Here is a 16,272-nt window from a genome sequence, read left to right as displayed (position 1 = left end):
CGCCGCAAGCATGGAGAGAACGGCGCGGCCTTTCCCGGGCGGGAGGTGCCGCGCTTTGCGCCGCCACAGGGGCACAGTGTCACCGTGGCGGCGCACGACGCGTGGCATCGCTGCCGGGTGCCGCGCTCAACCGCCTTGCGCGGGTTTCGGCGCGTCGTACTTGATATAGCGGAAGCGCTGGTCGTCGGTGGGCGTGCCTTCCAGCGCACCGCCCTCCAGACGCGGCTGCCACTGAATGAACGATTCCATTTTTTCGGCGAGTGTGAAGTCCTTGTCCGTGATGCCCTTCGCGGAGTGGGTCTTGAGCTTCACGATGACGAACGCATAGGAAACCGTCAGATCCGGGTGATGCCAGGCGGCTTCCGCGAGGTGGCCGACCGCGTTCACCACCATCAACGTTCCCTTCCAGCCTTCCGTCCGATACTTGCGCCGCAGCCAGCCGTCCTCCAGATACCAGTGCTGTAGCGGACCGACGAGGCGCTGCTGGATCTCGTCGTCGGAATAGACCTTTTCCGTGTTTGCCATGACCGTTGCTCCGCGCGTGATGGAACCAGTCAGCGCCGCAAGCTGCGCGCCAGCTTCGCCTTGCCGTCCGCGTTGCCATCGCAAGACGGCACAGGCGCGGCAATGCAAGACGTGCAAGGCAAATGCGCGCGGCCGATTCACCGCGCATTCGCGCGCCAGGCAGGTGACGCATGCGACGGCTATCCCGGAAGTGACACAGTATGTTCCGCGTCGTTCGGCACAGGCGGTCACGCCGTGACACCGCGGCATCGCGACGCGTGTGACCGCGAGCGCGCCGAAGGAGCCCCGCGCGCCGCGCGGCGTATGCCAACGAGCTTGTGGCCGCGAATACCGTGAAGCGCGCTTTCTTCCGGCATGGAATATGCGTTGGGGCTTCATGCGCCGCAAAGCCCGACGTCGAATCGGGAAAGGGCGCTTGATCGTTACCCGCATTGAGGAAGGCGCGCGCAGTGCGACGAGGTAGCGTGGGTCATTCGTGAGTTGAACAGCAAGACAATTCTGGAGGAGACATGAACTTACGCACCATGGTTCTTGGGCTCTCGATCCTCGCATCGGCAGCCTTCAGCTCTATCGTTGCACACGCCGATCCGCAACTGGACGGGCTCATCAAAAATCCATCTAACTGGGCTGCCCAGGCGGGCGATTATTCGAATCACCGCTACAGTCCGCTCAAGCAGATCAACGAAAGCAACGTCGGCAAGCTACAGGTCGCATGGACCATGTCCACCGGCGTGCTGCGCGGCCATGAAGGCGCGCCGCTCGTCATCGGCGACACGATGTATATCCATTCGCCGTTTCCCAACAAGGTCATCGCAATCAACCTGAAGGATCAGACATTCATTTGGCAATACCAGCCGAAGCAGGACGAATCGGTGGTGTCCGTGATGTGTTGCGACACGGTCAACCGCGGGCTGGCGTATGGCGACGGCAAGATCTTCCTGCAACAGGCCGACACCAAGCTCGTCGCGCTGAACGCCAAGACCGGCGACGTGGTGTGGACCGCGCAGAACGGCAATCCGAAGGCGGGTGAAACCAACACCAACGCGCCGCACGTATTCGGCGACAAGGTGCTGACCGGCATTTCGGGCGGCGAGTTCGGCGTGCGCGGGCGTTTGATCGCCTACGACATCAAGAGCGGCAAGATGGTCTGGACCGCATACAGCACGGGTCCCGACAAGGAAATGCTGCTGAACCCCGACAAGACGATGACCTATGCCGACGGCAAGATGGTGCCGGTGGGCGCGGACTCGTCGCTGAAATCGTGGAAGGGGGATCAGTGGAAGCTGGGCGGCGGCACCACGTGGGGCTGGTATGCGTGGGACCCGAAGCTCAATCTTGTCTACTACGGCACCGGCAATCCGGGCACGTGGAATCCGACGCAACGACCGGGCGACAACAAATGGTCGCTGTCGATCTTCGCGCGCGACCTGAATACCGGCGAAGCCAAATGGGTCTATCAGATGACGCCCCACGACGAGTGGGACTATGACGGCGTCAACGAAATGATCCTGTCCGATCTGACGATCGGCGGCAAGAAGGTGCCCGCCATCGTTCACTTCGACCGCAACGGCTTCGGCTATACGTTGAACCGTGAGACCGGACAACTGCTCGTGGCCGAGAAGTTCGACCCGGCGGTGAACTGGGCGGAACGCGTCGACATCAAGAGCGGTCTGCCGATCCGCGCAGCGGCGTATTCGACGCAGGCGGCGGGTTCCGATCATAACGTGAAGGGCATCTGCCCGGCGGCGCTCGGCTCGAAGGACCAGCAACCCGCGGCGTTCGATCCGGCGACCAGCCTGTTCCTCGTGCCGACCAATCACGTCTGCATGGACTACGAGCCGTTCGACGTGGACTACGTGTCCGGTCAGCCGTATGTGGGCGCCACGCTCTCGATGTACCCCGGCACGAAGGGCAGCAACACGATGGGCAACTTCATCGCATGGGACGCGGCGAAGGGCAAGATCGTCTGGTCCAAGCCGGAGCGCTTCTCGGTGTGGTCCGGCGCGCTCGCCACGGCCGGCGGGATTGCCTTCTACGGCACGCTCGAAGGCTACATCAAGGCGGTTCGCATCAAGGACGGCAAGGAACTGTGGCGCTTCAAGACCCCGTCGGGGATCATCGGCAACGTGTTCACCTACGAGTATCAAGGCAAGCAGTTCGTCGGCGTCTACTCGGGCATTGGCGGCTGGGCCGGCATCGGCATGGCGGCGGGCCTCGAGAAGTCCACCGAAGGGCTGGGCGCGGTCGGCGGCTATCGCGACCTCGCGAAGTACACGGCGCTGGGCGGCACGCTGTTCGTGTTCGCCATTCCGGGCGGCAACGGCTGACGCGCCGCATCAAACCGAAGCGCGCGGCCGGCGCGCCCTCGCAACGAGGGCGCGGACCGCGGCGGCTTCGGTCTTACGAGTGACCTGAGCCGCGCCCATTCGCGGATGCGTCGATGAAACGCATCGGGGCGCGGCCATTATTCAAGGAGACATGTGCATGAAAGGCCGATCAATCTTGTTGCGGGCGGCAGTGCCCGCCTTATTCGTCGTGCTGCCTGTGACGTACGCCCAGACCAATCCCGCGATTGCCCAGGTGGCGTACAAGGTGGTCGACGGCAGCAAGGTCGACAGCAACACGCTGCAAGGATGGAAGACGTGGCGTGCGCTCGCCTGTGAACGCTGTCACGGCGCGAAGCAGGAGGGGATGGTGGGTCCGTCGCTGATCGAGGGGCTCAAGACCATCGACAAGAACGAATTTCATCGCACTGTATTTGGCGGCCGGGTGGACAAGGGTATGCCCGACTTCAGTACCAGCCAGATGATGCAAAAGAATTGGGAGAATCTCTACGCCTATCTGAAAGGGCGCTCCGACGGCCAGATCAAGCCGGGCGATCTGCAGGCCATCGACGCGAAGTAATGCCCGTGCCGCAATTCCTTCGGAGGTTTTCGATGCGTCATGGCAAACGAATGCCCGCTCACGTCGTGCTCGCGGCCGCCACGCTCTGCACCGCCGCGCTGGCGAGCGCCGCGGTGCAGGCGCAGGGCGGCGCGCTACCCAATAACGACGGCGCCGACGGCGTGCTGAGGGTCTGCGCGGACCCCAACAACATGCCGCTGTCCAACAGCAAGGGCGAGGGCTACGAGAACCGGATCGCGAGCCAGATGGCGAGCGACTTCGGCTACAAGCTGGAGTACACGTATTTTCCGCAGCGCATGGGTTTCGTGCGCCACACGCTGCGCGACAAGGTGCCGAACACCGAGCAATACAAATGCGACCTGATCATCGGCGTGCCGAAAGGCTACGACATGACCTCGACGACCCAGCCTTATCTGCGCTCCACGTATGCGATGGTGTTCACCAAGCGGCCCGAGCTGGCCGGCATCAATACGCCGGACGATCTGCTCAAGCTGCCGCCCGAGCAACTGCACAAGCTGCGCTTCGGCATTTTCTCGCAGACACCCGCGGTGGACTGGCTGCTCGCGCACAACCTGATCGATCAGGCGGTCTCCTACAAGGTGCAAAGCGGGGACCCGCAGGAGTATCCCGGCCAGATGATCGAACATGATCTGAAGGCGGGCAATGTCGACGTCGTGTTCCTGTGGGGGCCGATCGCGGGCTACTTCGCGACGCGCTCCGGCGACACGGTGAAACTGGTGCCGTTCCCGGCCTCGCCCGGCATCCGCTTCGACTATGCGATCTCGATGGGCGTGCGCTATGGCGAGAAGGCGTGGAAGGACAAGGTCGATCAATGGATCGGCGCGAACCACGACAAGATCGACAAGATCCTCACCAGCTACCAGGTGCCGCTTCTGAAGCCCATCGACGCGCCCGCGGGCAAGCCCGCGGATGCGTCGCCATGAGGGGCGCGCCGCGGCCGTTGCGCCGCGCACGGCCCTGGGCGATCGCGGCACGCGTGATGGTCGCCGCGTGCGTTGTCTGCATGCTGCCGGCCGGCGCTCGCGCGGCCGGCACCGACGACATCACGCCCGCCGAAAAGCTCATCTTCACGACGGATCATCTGCGCGGCATCGAGGCGCAGACCGAGCTCGACTATACGGTGCTGACTTCGGACCAGCCGGCGCAGAGCGCGAACGTCGTGAAGGTGCTGGTGGTCAGCAAGGACAACGCGAAAGGGGACGCGCAGGTCTCGGACAAAAGCGGCGGCGTGCCGCTGCCGAACGCCGGCTTGCAGTGCAACCCGGTGATCATCTATTTCCTGGAGCGCGACATCACCGAGATGCAGCATCTGACGGGCGGCCAGCGGCGCTACTTCCAGCAGCGTTTGCGGCTCGCGCTCGCGGCGGGCCCGCGCATCGAGACGGTGACGAGCCAGATCGGTGGCAAGCCCGTGAAGGCGCAGCAGATCGTCGTGCAGCCGTATCTCGGCGACCCCAATGCGGAACGCTTCGCTCAGTACGTCGGCAAGCGCTACACGTTCCTGATCGCCGATTCGCTGCCGGGGCAGGTGGCGTTGATTCGCACCGACATTCCCGGCGCGAACAACGACTTCACGCACCCGTTGCGGACGGAGACGCTGAGCTTTCAGGCGGTGTTGCGCAAACTGTCACCGCCGCCCAATGCGCCTCATGCGCCCGGTGCGCCGGCCGCGCCGGTGAATCCGTCCAACGCGCCGCGGGCGAGCCGCTAGCGCGTTGTTCTCGGGTTGTTCTCGGGTTTAGTCCTTGCCATCGGCGCATTGCGCACGGCGTTCAACGCATTTCACAGCGAGTCCCGCCAACGTGAATTTCATCCGCTCGCTCACCTTGCGTCAGTTGCAGATCTTCGTCGTCGCGAGCCGTTATACGAGCTTTGCGCGCGCGGCGGAGGAACTGCATCTGACGCAGCCGGCGGTGTCGATGCAGATTCATCAGTTGGAGGAAGCGGTCGGCATGCGCCTGTTCGAGCGCATCGCGCGCAAACTCACGCTGACCGAGGCGGGCGAAAAACTGTCGCATCACGCGAGCCGGATTCTCGGCGAGATCAAGGATGCCGAGGATGCGATGACCTCGTTGAAGCAGGCCGACACCGGCTCGATCGCGGTCGGCATCGTCAGTTCGGCGACGTACTTCGCGCCGAAGCTGCTGGCGCTGTATTCGCACCTGTATCCGAAGGTCGACGTGCATTTTTCGGTCGGCAACCGCGACGCGCTGCTGCGCATGTTGCAGGACAACGCGATCGACCTCGCCATCATGGGGCGCCCGCCCCCGGAACTCGACACCACCACCGAACCGCTCGCCTACCATCCGCAAGTGGTGATCGCGCCGTTGACGCATCCGCTGTGCGGCGCGCGGCGCTTCGATCTGCAGGAACTGCGCGGCGACACGTTCCTGTTGCGCGAGCCCGGCTCGGGCACGCGCATGGCCGCGGAGGAAATGTTCAGGCAGCATCTGTTCACGCCCGCCAAGGTCGTCACGCTCGGCAGCAACGAAACCATCAAGCAGGCGGTCATGGCGGGGATGGGCGTGAGCCTGATTTCGCTGCACACGCTGCTGCTGGAATTGCGCACCGGAGAAATCGCGTTGCTGGATGTGAACGGCACGCCGATCGAACGCACCTGGCAGATCGTGCATCTGCGGGCCAAGCAGTTGTCGCCGACTTGCAAGGTGTTCCGGCAATTCCTGCTCGAACAGGCAGCCGCGTATCTGGATCGCGAGTATTCGGCGTTCGCGACGTTTCCCACGCGGGCGGCGGCCAGTGAGCGGCTCGGGGCCAAGGCCAGCTCCGCTTCCGACGCGGGGCTTTAGCGCGCCCGGCGACATGGCGGTGCGGGAACGTGCCATGCTTCGATCGTCGACGGCGACGCATGCCGTCATGCGTTGTCGTGTGAACGATCAACCGAGGATGAGCGATGAATGCCGATACCGAACCCGTGGAACAAACCGGCGGCTGCGCGTGCGGCGCCGTGCGTTTTCGTGTGAGCGCCGCGCCGACGCGCGTTTCCCTCTGTCATTGCATGACCTGCCGGCGCGTGCACGGCAGCGCGTTCGGCGCTTACGCGATTTTTGCGCGCGACGCCGTGCGGTTCACCGGACAGACCCAGGCCTGGCAAAGCTCCGAGCTGGGGCGGCGATATTTTTGCCCGGTCTGCGGCTCGGTGGCCTTCATGGAATATGTGGGCCACGATGAACTCGACCTTCCGCTGGGCGCATTCGACAATGTGGGTATCTACGAACCTACGTATGAATTGTGGTGTTGCCACAAGGAACCGTGGTTGCCCAAAGGCGTGCGCACCGAGTATGACGAGGACCGGCCGGGGTAGGTTGATGCTGTCTTTTCGTTGGCGCCGTAAGCTGCCTCACGGCGCATGACTCGTTGCCGGAATCCAGTGCGGCCGCGCGGCGGCGACGCGCTCCAGCAGATAGTCGTTGAACGGGGCGAGCTTCGTTGCTCGCGGCTCACGCTGGCTGTAACGGCTAGCCTGCTTGTTCCTCAGATAGTGAGTGTTGCGCGATAAGCCTGTTTGACTCGCTATTTCACGCACCGCTGTCCCGCGCCTGGCCAATACCTTGATTTCACTGCCTGCTCCTGAGTCAGCAGTGGCGGCAAAAGCCGCCATCGTCTCCCGGGTAGGTCAGGTTTACGTCGGCGCCAGCACACGCCTACCCCAAAACCGCCAACAAACCCATGCCAAAACAGCATTAAACAAATGACACCCATGCTCTCGTGAAACCAGTTCAAAACACCGAGAATGCCTCCCATGACGGCATCGAGCCGTATTCAAGGAGAGCGAGCATGTTTGCAATTACCGGTGTAACAGGGCAAGTCGGCGGCGCGGCGGCGCGCGCTTTATTAGACGCGGGGCATCCGGTGCGCGCCGTTCTGCGCGACAAAAACAAAGCGGCGCAGTGGACGGAGCGAGGCGCCGAAGTAGCGATCGCCTCATTCGAGGACGCCGACGCGCTCGCCGATGCATTCAGCGGTACGGCGGGCGTCTTCGCCATGATGGCGCCCAACTTCGCGCCGCAGCCGGGTTACCCGAGCGCCCATGCGGCCGCAGCCGTGCTGATCGAAGCGCTGACGAAGGCACGGCCACAGCGTATCGCAGCGCTGTCGTCGGTTGGCGGGCAGCGCGAGTCGGGCCTCGGCCTCATCACGCAAGTCCATATTCTCGAGCAAGCGCTCGCGGATCTGCCGATTCCGACCGCGATCTTGCGACCGGCATGGTTCATGGAAAACTCGCTGTGGGACTTCGCGCCGGCGCGCGAAACGGGCGTGATGCCGAGCTTTTTGCAACCGCTCGATCGCCCGTATCCGATGGTCGCCACCGCCGATATCGGCCGCGTGATCGCCGATACGCTCGCGCAGCCGTGGCAGGGCCGTCGCGTGATCGAGATCGAAGGGCCGCAGCGCTACACGCAGCTTGAGATCGCCGCGCTGCTGGGCGGCGTGCTCGGGCGCTCGGTCAAGTCTCAGGCGGTGCCGCGCGATCAGTGGGAAGCGCGCTTCCAGGCGCAGGGCACGGCGTGGCCCGCGCCGCGCATCGAAATGCTCGACGGCTTCAATTCAGGGTGGATCGATTTCGAGGACGGCGTGAACGAGCGGGTGATCGGCACCACCGCGTATCAGACCGTGCTGGCGGAACTGGTCAAGCGCGCGCAGTGAGCGAGGGATGAGCCGACGTTCGGCGGCGCGGTGGAAAGGCGCTCGCCTTGCGGCATCGCCAAGGGTTCGCGGCTGCGGGCGCCAACGCATCCGCGCCCCGCGCGCGGTTCGCCGTCAAAAAATCGACTGCCCCGTATAAGTCGTCAGCCACTCCAGCGCCAACACTCCCGCCAGCGAATTGCCGTTGCTATCCAATCCCGGCGACCACACGCACACCGCCATCTCGCCGGGCAGCACCGCGACGATCCCGCCGCCCACGCCGCTTTTCGCGGGCAAGCCCACGCGGTAGACGAAATCGCCTGCCGCGTCATACGTGCCGCAGGTCAACATCAGCGCGGACAGGCGCTTGGCGGAACTGGTGTCGAGAATCCGCTCGCCGCTCGCGGGCACCACGCCGTGATTGGTGAGAAACAGCGCCGCCTTTGCCAGTTCGACGCAACTCATCGAGATCGCGCACTGGCGGCAATAGGCATCGACGACCACTTCCGGCGGCATTTCCATGTTGCCGAAGCTCGCCATGAAGTGCGCCATCGCGCGGTTGCGGTGCGCGTGCTGCAACTCCGACTGCGCGACGCGCGAGTCGTAGTCGATGCCGGTTTCGCCCGTCAGCCGCCGCATGAATTCAACCAGCGCCGTCTCGGCTTGCACGAAGCGGCGGCACAGCACGTCGGTGACGACGAGCGCGCCAGCGTTGATGAACGGATTGCGCGGCTTGCCCTGTTCGGCTTCGAGCTGGACCAGCGAATTGAAGGCGTTGCCGGACGGCTCGCGCCCCACGCGCTGCCATAGCGCGTCGCCGAGCAGCCGGAACGCCATCGTGCAGGCGAACAGCTTCGAAATGCTCTGAATCGAAAAGCGCGTGTCGGCCTGGCCGGTGCGAAATACTTCGCCCGACGCGGTGACGATCGCCATGCCGAAACTGTCGGCGGGCACGTTGGCCAGTTCGGGAATGTAGTCGGCGACCTTGCCGGTGCCGAGATAAGGCTGCAGATCGCCGTGGATCTGTTCGAGGATGGATGCGTAGTTCATGGGGCTCGGCTCGTTGAAGCCGCGATTCTACTGGCAAGCCGCGGCGTAGGGTTCGACTCGCGTCGCCTTGGCGGGATCGGGCAGCGGTTCCCCCGGCTATGCTAATCTTGCTGCCTTTCCTGCAACAACACGGCAAAACAGACACCATGATGGAAGCTTTTGATCCGGACGGCGTCGAGCATCCGGTATTCGTGATCGACCAGAATCACGACACGCTGGACGAGCCGTGGCGCGCCTATCGCCGCGCGCGGCTGATCCATGTGAACGCGGGCGTGCTGACCGCGCACACAGAAACCGGGCGATGGGTGGTGCCGCCGGGGCACGCGGTCTGGGTGGCGGCGAATGTGCTGCACCGCCTGTCCGCCGTCGGACCCGTGCGGCTCTATTCGCTGTACGCGGACGCCGAGGCGGCGCCGCTGCCCGCGCAAAGCGATGCGGTCGTACCCGACCGGCTGGTGGAAGCCTTGCTGATCGCCGCCGCCGATCTGCCGCACGATCAACCCTTCGACGAAGCGGCCGCGCGTCTCGTGCAAGTGTTGCTGGACCGCCTGCCGCGTTTGCGCGCCGCGCCGCTGAGATTGAACTGGCCGAGCGATCCGCGCACCCAGCGGATTGCCGATGCGCTGAGCGCCAACCCGGCCGAGCCCGCGATTCTCGAGGACCTGGCCGCGGCGGCGGGCGTGACGGCTCGCACGGCGGCGCGTCTGTTCGTCAAGGAGACGGGGCAGACCTTCGGCCAATGGCGTCAGCAATTGCGGCTGCTGGTTGCGCTGGAGCACCTCGGCGCGGGCGCGAGCGTCACGCGGGTCGCGCTCGACGTCGGCTACAACGACGTGTCGTCGTTTATCGCGGTGTTCCGCGATGCGTTCGGCGACACACCCGCGCGCTATTTCCGCTGACGCTGACGCTGACGCAGCGCGACCACGCCCTTAACGCCGCACGCGAGCGGTGACGCGACGCAAATGAGCCCGAGCGGACACTTCGACATCAATGCGCGCCCGCCGCATCCGGTCCGCCGCCGCCCTTGGCCGGCCGCGTGATCCAGATCAGCGGAATGATCAGAATGAAGATGATCGCCGACACATAGAAAATGTCGTTCAGCCCCATCATCGCGGCTTGCGTATTCACGGTGAAATCGAACAGCGCATGCGCCGATTGCGGGTTCAGATGCAGCAGCGACTGCGTCGAGTCGATCTGCTGGTTGAACAGCGGGTTGTCGATCGTGGCGCGCTCCGTGAGTCGCGCGTGATGCAGCACCGTGCGGTTGTTCCATTCGTTGCCGGCGATCGAGGTGCCCACCGCGCCGCAAAACACACGCACGAAATTCGACAGACCCGCCGCCGCCGGAATCTTGTGCGGCGGCTGGCCGGACAGAATGATCGCGGTCAGCGGCACGAAGAACAGCGCCATCGGAATGCCTTGCAGCAGCGTGGGAATCACGAGGTGCCATGTGTCGATCTCGATCACGTACTTCGAGCGCATGTAAAACACGATCGCGAAACCGACGAACGCGAGCGTCGCGATCACGCGCGCGTCCGAGCGCGGCAGCACGCGGCCCAGCACCGGCGCGAGCAGCACCGCGAAGATGCCGAGCGGCGCGGTGACGAGACCCGCATCCACCGACCGGTAGTTCAGATACTCCTGCATCCATTGCGGCAGCAGCACCAGGTTGCCGAAGAACACGCCGTAAGCCACCGAAATCGCAATCGTGCCGCCGAGGAAATTGCGCTGCTGAAAGAGCCGCAAATCGACGATCGGATGGTCCTCGGTCAGCTCCCACACGAGGAAGAACGAGAAGCTGATCAGCGCGGTGATGCCGAGAATCACGATTACCGGCGACGAGAACCAGTCGAGATCCTTGCCCTTGTCGAGCATGATCTGCAGCGACGCCACCCAGGTAATCAACAGGCCGAGCCCGACCACGTCGATGGGCGGCTTGCGGGTGGGCGACTCGCGGGTGCGATAGATCATCCACGTGACGCCCGCCGCGAACAGTCCGACCGGGATGTTGATGTAGAAGATCCACGACCAGCTATAACTATCCGTGATCCAGCCGCCGAGCGCCGGGCCCAGCGATCGGGCCGACGGTCGCCGTCATCGCCCACAGCGAGAGCGCGGTCGACGCTTTCTCCTTCGGATACGAGCCGAGCAGAATCGCTTGCGACAGCGGAATCAGCGGACCGGCCACCGCGCCCTGGAATACCCGCGCGACCAGCAGGATCGGCAGCGTGGGCGCGATGCCGCACAGCCACGAAGCCAGCACGAACATCAGGATCGCGCCGACGAACAGCTTCACCTGGCCGACGCGCTGCGTGAGCCAGCCGGTCAGCGGAATCGACACGGCGTTGGCGGCGGCGAACACGGTGATGACCCAAGTGCCTTCGTCGACCGAGACGCCGAGATTGCCCGAAATGGTCGGGATCGCGACGTTCGCGATCGACGTGTCGAGCACGTTCATGAAGGTGGCGAGCGCCACGGCGATGGTCGCCAGAACCAGTTGCCCGCCCTTGAGCGGCGGCGGTGGCGCGGGTGGCGCAGGGGGTGGGGAGGCGGGCACGGAAGTCGGCTGGCTCAAACGGTTTCTCCGATCGGGACGCTGCGAATGTTCTGCGTGACTGGGCCGTTCACCGCTCACGGCATGCTGCATGCGCGGTCGGCGGGTCCGTCGAATGCTCGCAAAAGCATACCTGTATTCAGGTTTTGGCGTCGTCGGCGCGGGCAGGCCGGAGGGCGGAACCCGGCGCGGCAGCGTATGCTCGCGGGTTGGGCCGCATGAAGCGGGCACGCGCGGCTGCATGCCGCGACACGAAGAACCATCACGAACCACGAATCGACACGAACAGGGAGCGGATATGAGCTGGGAGCAATTCGAACACGGCTGGCGGCGCGCGCCGGCGGCTGCGCCTGCCAAGGCGTTGGTGGTGCTGATGCACGGCGTCGGCAGCAATGCGCGCGATCTGATGCCGCTCGCGGACATCTGGAGCGAGAGCCTGCCCGATGTCGCATTCACGTCGCTCGACGGCACCGACGCGTTCGACGGCGGCTTCGGCGGACGCCAGTGGTTCAGTCTGCGCGACATCAACGAGGGCAATCGCGAGACGCGCGTCGCGGCCGCCTATCCGGCATTGCGCCGCATGCTCGAAGCCGAACTCGCGCACTGGCAGTTGCCTTTCGGACGGCTTGCGCTCGTCGGCTTTTCGCAAGGTTCGATCATGGCGATGCATCACGTGGCGACCAGCGCCGAGGGCGCGGCCGGCGTCGTCGCGTATTCGGGGCGGCTCGCCTCGGTGATCGTCGCGCAGAACGGCACGCCGCTCACGCTGATCCACGGCGAGGAAGACGAAGTGATTCCGGTGCAGGAACTGGAATCCGCCGCCGACGCATTCCACGGCGCCGGCTACACGGTCGACGCCTACGCGTTGCCCGGCATCGGCCACACGATCAACGCGGACGGTGTCGCGCTCGGCCAGGCGGCGCTGGCGCATACGGTGGGCGCTTTGTCGCGGGACTGACACGGCCCTGAATGAAAGAAGGCCTCAAGATATTTATCTGCTTGTCGTTAACTGCTCATTAGCATGAAAATCACCCCCGCCGCGCGGACCGCGCAACGCCCACGCGGCGCCACGCGGCTCGGGTGACCGGGGGCGCATTTTTCCAGACTGCCCGGCAAGGGCGGATAACGACACAACAGAGCCTTCCTATGGCCAGACCGACGCCGCATTACCCGCTTTTCGATCGACTGTTCCGTCATTCCGTGGCGGTGGACCTCGGTACGGCCAACACCCTCATCTATACCGACGACGGGGGCATCGTGCTGAATCAGCCGTCCGTCGTGTGTTTTCAGAAAGAGGCCGCTGCCGGGCAAAAGCGCGTGGCGGCCGTGGGCGTCGAGGCGCGCCAGCTACTCGGCCGCGCGCCGCGCAATCTCGAAGCCGTGCGGCCGATGCGCCACGGCGTGATCGCCAACTTTTCCGCCGCCGAGCACATGATCCGGCAATTCGTCGACATGGCGCGCCCGCGGCCGCTCTTCAGCCGCCGCGCCGCGTTCACGTTGTGCGTGCCGGCGGGCGCGACCCAGGTCGAGCGGCGCGCGATCAAGGAAGCGGCCGTCGCGGCCGGCGCGTGGAAGGTGAGCCTGATCGGCGAGTCGCTCGCGTCGGCGCTCGGCGCGGGCTTGCCGGTGTCGGAGGCGACCGGGTCGATGGTGGTCGACATCGGCGGCGGCACCACCGAGGTCGGCGTGATTGCGCTCGGCGGCATGGCCTATAGCGGATCGATTCGCGTGGGAGGCGACAGCTTCGACATGGCGATCGTCAGTTACGTGCGCAATCTGTACGGCGTGCTGCTCGGCGAGCAGACGGCGGAGCACGTGAAGAAGAGCATCGGTTCGGCCGTGCGCGACGTGCGGCTCGAGCACATGAATGCGACGGGCCGCAGCGTCGACGACGGCCTGCCGCGCACGGTCCAGTTGAGCAACCACGATATCGCCGATGCAATCGAAGGGCCGCTGCGCCAGGTGATCGGCGCGGTGAAGCGCGGGCTGGAAATGACGCCGGCCGAACTGGTGACCGACATCGCGCACAACGGCATCGTGTTGACCGGCGGCGGCGCGCTGCTCGGCAACCTGAGCCGTCGCCTGAGCAATGAAATCGGACTGGAGGTGCGCGTGGCCGATGAACCGCTGACCTGCGCGGTGCGCGGCGCCGGCACGGCGGTGGCCGCGGGTTTGCTCGACGAGCTTGCTTACGAATGATTCGGCGCGGCGCATTTCACGTCACGGGCGCCAGGAGCCATGAACGCGGGAATCCGCGCGCGATATGAGCCGCCACCGGGATTAATGGCCGTGTGACAATACGCGTCGCGTCCATCTTCAGGAATGCGCGCGCGCTTTCTTTCCAGATCATGTCCAGTCGGCGCGGCTGTAATCAGGCGCTGCCGCGCCGTCCGCGAACCATCCGTGAATCCATCTGTTCCCGCTTCGTCCCCGGCGTCATCGTCGTCTTTCGTCGAACTGCGAAGCGGCTTGCGCATGCCTTACGTGGAAGCCGGCGAGGGCGAACCGCTGCTGTTCGTGCACGGCTCGCTGTGCGACTACCGCTACTGGCAGCCGCAACTCGCGGGACTGTCGAAGCATTACCGCTGCATCGCGGTGAGTCTCACGCATTACTGGCCGGTGACCGACACCGGGCCCGATCTGCCGTTCAGTTGGAGCGAGCATGCCGACGAAGTGGCCGAGTTCATCGACCGTTTCGGCGCGGGACCGGCGCACGTCGTCGGACATTCGCGCGGCGGCTGCGTCGCGTTTCATTTCGCGCGGCGGCATGCTCGGCACGTGCGCACGCTGACGCTCGCCGATCCTGGTGGGCCGCTGCAGATCGCGGGACGGCCGCCCGCGCGCTTGCCGGAAACGGTCAACGCATTGCGTGCGAAAGCGGCGCAACTGATCGACGCGGGCGAGGTGGACGCGGGCTTGCAACTGTTTGTCGACTCGGTGAGCCGGCCGGGTTTCTGGGCCATGAGCACGCCGGGCTTTCGCCGCATGGCGACCGACAACGCGCACACGCTGGCACGGCAATTCCGCGATCCGTTGCCTGCCTACGTGCCCGAGGAAGCGGCCGAAGTGCGCTGCCCGGTTCTGCTGATCGACGGCGAAAAGAGTCCCGACATGTTCCGCCGTACCGCGACCGCGCTGCAATCCTGGCTGCCCGATGCCCGTCGCGAAACAGTGCGCGGGGCGTCGCACGGCATGAACCTCGCGCATCCGTCGGCGTTCAATCGCTACGTCGACGAGTTCATTCGCGCGATGAGCGGGAGGTGACAGAGAGGTATGTCGCCGGGGGAGCCCGGGGTTCGCGCTGGCGCGGCGGAAACCTTCCCATGAGTCTCAGCACATTCGGCGCTTTCCTGACGAACCTCAAGCCTTGCGATGCGCGTCCTTGTCGAGCGCCACTTCCGCTGCTTCGCCGACGAGCCCGTGGTAATACAGGTGCACGCCGATCGCGAGCGAGTCGTTGCGAATTTCGTGGAAGGCTTTCCATGCCTTCACCGGATCCTTGAACAGCAGATAGTGCGCTTCCTGCGAGATGAGATCCGCCACTTCATGCAGACCGTGGCCGTGCAACACGTTCACGAGCGCATCGAGACTGCGGTGGGTGCGCGCGTCCGTGCGCGGATAAAGCATGTGCAACACCGCCACGTCTTGCGTCTTCAGCGCCGCCGACAACGCGACGACGATGTCCTGATGATTCAGCGCGGTGACGATGCTGTCGTCGCTATGGACGTGATCGGGAAACAGCGTTTCGAGAGAGGCGTTCATGTGGTTTTCCTGTTCTTCTGGCTGATTAAAAAAGCCCGCCGCAGGACGGCGGGCCAAAGACAGCGATGTGTTTGCAGGGGAAGCAAAACACGGATTCAGTATCGCAGAAGCGGGGCTGTTGACGCAGGCTGGCTGGAGCAAAACATTGTTGCAGTTCGTGGGCTGGCTTTCATTTGGCTGGCGGGTTGGGGTGGTTTTTTTGCCTGCGCGGCGCTTTTAGTCGTGGCGTTGCTGGGTTGGCCTTTCCTTGGTTTGTTAGTGGTCTATTGGCGTTGCCCCTGTGCGGGGCGGCACCTACTTTCTTTGCCGCCGCAAAGAAAGTAGGCAAAGAAAGCGGCTCACACCGCTAATTCTTAAGCGGGTCTCCTGGCTTGGAGGGGATCGTGGTGCATCTGGAATCCGTGTTCTCGCACACTCCGCGCGCGTGACAAGGCAGTCATGCTTCCCGCCTCGCACTGCGTGCTCGCCGGAACGGTCTGCTTAAAACCCAGGGCTTCGCTTTGTGACGCGGGTTTTCCGCTTCGGCGCGGCGCTGGAATCGGTGCTCTCGCACACTCCGCGCTTCTGACAAGGCAGTCGTGCTTCCCGTCTCGCACTGCGTGCTTGCCGGAACGGTCTGCTTAAAACCCAGGGCTTCGCTTTGTGACGCGGGTTCTCCGCTTCGCCTCGGCGCGGCGCTGGAATCGGTGCTCTCGCACACTCCACGCTCGTGACAAGGCAGTCGTGCTTCCCGTCTCGCACTGCGTGCTTGCCGGAACGGTCTGCTTAAAACCCAGGGCTTCGCTTTGTGACGCGGGTTCTCCGCTTCGCCT

14 protein-coding genes and 2 pseudogenes are annotated in these 16,272 nt (G+C 64.6%); 11 read left to right on the top strand and 5 right to left on the bottom strand.

What is annotated here, in order from left to right; genetic code table 11:
- Window positions 1-126: 126 nt before the first annotated feature.
- The gene (locus tag ACOCG7_RS10910; RefSeq protein WP_073427448.1) at window positions 127-525 is read right to left on the bottom strand and encodes a 4a-hydroxytetrahydrobiopterin dehydratase; all 399 of its coding nucleotides are present in this window, start codon (window positions 523-525) and stop codon (window positions 127-129) included.
- Between the two features lie 524 nt (window positions 526-1,049).
- On the opposite strand from ACOCG7_RS10910, the gene ACOCG7_RS10905 reads away from it, so the two are divergent.
- The 6 genes from ACOCG7_RS10905 to ACOCG7_RS10880 all read left to right on the top strand — a co-directional run bounded on the left by ACOCG7_RS10905 (window position 1,050) and on the right by ACOCG7_RS10880 (window position 6,772).
- Window positions 1,050-2,852 (top strand): methanol/ethanol family PQQ-dependent dehydrogenase, encoded by a 1,803-nt coding sequence (locus ACOCG7_RS10905; protein WP_227470583.1) that lies wholly within the window; start codon window positions 1,050-1,052, stop codon window positions 2,850-2,852.
- A gap of 157 nt (window positions 2,853-3,009) precedes the next feature.
- Window positions 3,010-3,429, top strand: coding sequence for a c-type cytochrome (locus tag ACOCG7_RS10900; protein ID WP_073427451.1), 420 nt, complete (start codon window positions 3,010-3,012; stop codon window positions 3,427-3,429).
- A 32-nt stretch (window positions 3,430-3,461) separates the two neighbouring features.
- Window positions 3,462-4,373, top strand: a complete 912-nt coding sequence (locus ACOCG7_RS10895; RefSeq protein ID WP_186814035.1) for a quinoprotein dehydrogenase-associated putative ABC transporter substrate-binding protein — start codon at window positions 3,462-3,464, stop codon at window positions 4,371-4,373.
- A complete protein-coding gene (locus ACOCG7_RS10890; protein ID WP_374709831.1) occupies window positions 4,370-5,161 on the top strand; it encodes a hypothetical protein in 792 nt (263 codons plus the stop codon). Before ACOCG7_RS10895 ends, ACOCG7_RS10890 begins: the two co-directional genes overlap by 4 nt.
- 91 nt (window positions 5,162-5,252) lie before the next feature.
- Window positions 5,253-6,257: a LysR family transcriptional regulator gene (locus ACOCG7_RS10885; RefSeq protein ID WP_073427452.1), complete on the top strand. Its 1,005-nt coding sequence runs from the start codon at window positions 5,253-5,255 to the stop codon at window positions 6,255-6,257.
- A gap of 104 nt (window positions 6,258-6,361) precedes the next feature.
- Window positions 6,362-6,772, top strand: a complete 411-nt coding sequence (locus tag ACOCG7_RS10880; protein ID WP_083081019.1) for a GFA family protein — start codon at window positions 6,362-6,364, stop codon at window positions 6,770-6,772.
- A 51-nt stretch (window positions 6,773-6,823) separates the two neighbouring features.
- On the opposite strand, the pseudogene ACOCG7_RS10875 reads toward ACOCG7_RS10880, so the two are convergent.
- Window positions 6,824-7,050, bottom strand: a pseudogene (locus ACOCG7_RS10875) (IS21 family transposase); the annotation flags it as partial.
- A 195-nt stretch (window positions 7,051-7,245) separates the two neighbouring features.
- Here ACOCG7_RS10875 and ACOCG7_RS10870 point away from each other — a divergent pair.
- Complete coding sequence (locus ACOCG7_RS10870; RefSeq protein ID WP_421375459.1) at window positions 7,246-8,115, top strand: NmrA family NAD(P)-binding protein; 870 nt, start codon at window positions 7,246-7,248, stop codon at window positions 8,113-8,115.
- 114 nt (window positions 8,116-8,229) lie between these two features.
- Here the strand turns inward: ACOCG7_RS10870 and ACOCG7_RS10865 are convergent, their stop codons facing one another.
- A complete protein-coding gene (locus ACOCG7_RS10865; RefSeq protein WP_073427455.1) occupies window positions 8,230-9,144 on the bottom strand; it encodes a glutaminase in 915 nt (304 codons plus the stop codon).
- A gap of 146 nt (window positions 9,145-9,290) precedes the next feature.
- Here ACOCG7_RS10865 and ACOCG7_RS10860 point away from each other — a divergent pair, with 146 nt between their 5' ends.
- The gene (locus tag ACOCG7_RS10860; RefSeq protein WP_073427487.1) at window positions 9,291-10,043 is read left to right on the top strand and encodes an AraC family transcriptional regulator; all 753 of its coding nucleotides are present in this window, start codon (window positions 9,291-9,293) and stop codon (window positions 10,041-10,043) included.
- Window positions 10,044-10,131: 88 nt separating this feature from the next.
- Here the strand turns inward: ACOCG7_RS10860 and ACOCG7_RS10855 are convergent.
- Window positions 10,132-11,719: pseudogene (locus ACOCG7_RS10855) on the bottom strand (DHA2 family efflux MFS transporter permease subunit).
- Between the two features lie 277 nt (window positions 11,720-11,996).
- On the opposite strand from ACOCG7_RS10855, the gene ACOCG7_RS10850 reads away from it, so the two are divergent.
- The 3 genes from ACOCG7_RS10850 (at window position 11,997) to ACOCG7_RS10840 (ending at window position 14,962) form a co-directional block, all read left to right on the top strand.
- Complete coding sequence (locus ACOCG7_RS10850; RefSeq protein ID WP_073427457.1) at window positions 11,997-12,656, top strand: alpha/beta hydrolase; 660 nt, start codon at window positions 11,997-11,999, stop codon at window positions 12,654-12,656.
- Between the two features lie 188 nt (window positions 12,657-12,844).
- A complete protein-coding gene (locus ACOCG7_RS10845) occupies window positions 12,845-13,897 on the top strand; it encodes a rod shape-determining protein (RefSeq protein ID WP_073427458.1) in 1,053 nt (350 codons plus the stop codon).
- Window positions 13,898-14,173: 276 nt separating this feature from the next.
- Window positions 14,174-14,962: an alpha/beta fold hydrolase gene (locus ACOCG7_RS10840; RefSeq protein WP_073427459.1), complete on the top strand. Its 789-nt coding sequence runs from the start codon at window positions 14,174-14,176 to the stop codon at window positions 14,960-14,962.
- Window positions 14,963-15,058: 96 nt separating this feature from the next.
- On the opposite strand, the gene ACOCG7_RS10835 is transcribed toward ACOCG7_RS10840, so the two are convergent.
- The gene (locus tag ACOCG7_RS10835) at window positions 15,059-15,460 is read right to left on the bottom strand and encodes a hypothetical protein (RefSeq protein WP_073427460.1); all 402 of its coding nucleotides are present in this window, start codon (window positions 15,458-15,460) and stop codon (window positions 15,059-15,061) included.
- Between the last annotated feature and the right edge of the window lie 812 nt (window positions 15,461-16,272).

This window comes from Paraburkholderia sp. DD10 (assembly GCF_049177125.1).
GTDB lineage: Bacteria > Pseudomonadota > Gammaproteobacteria > Burkholderiales > Burkholderiaceae > Paraburkholderia > Paraburkholderia terricola.
This window is presented reverse-complemented; position numbering and strand designations above follow the sequence as displayed.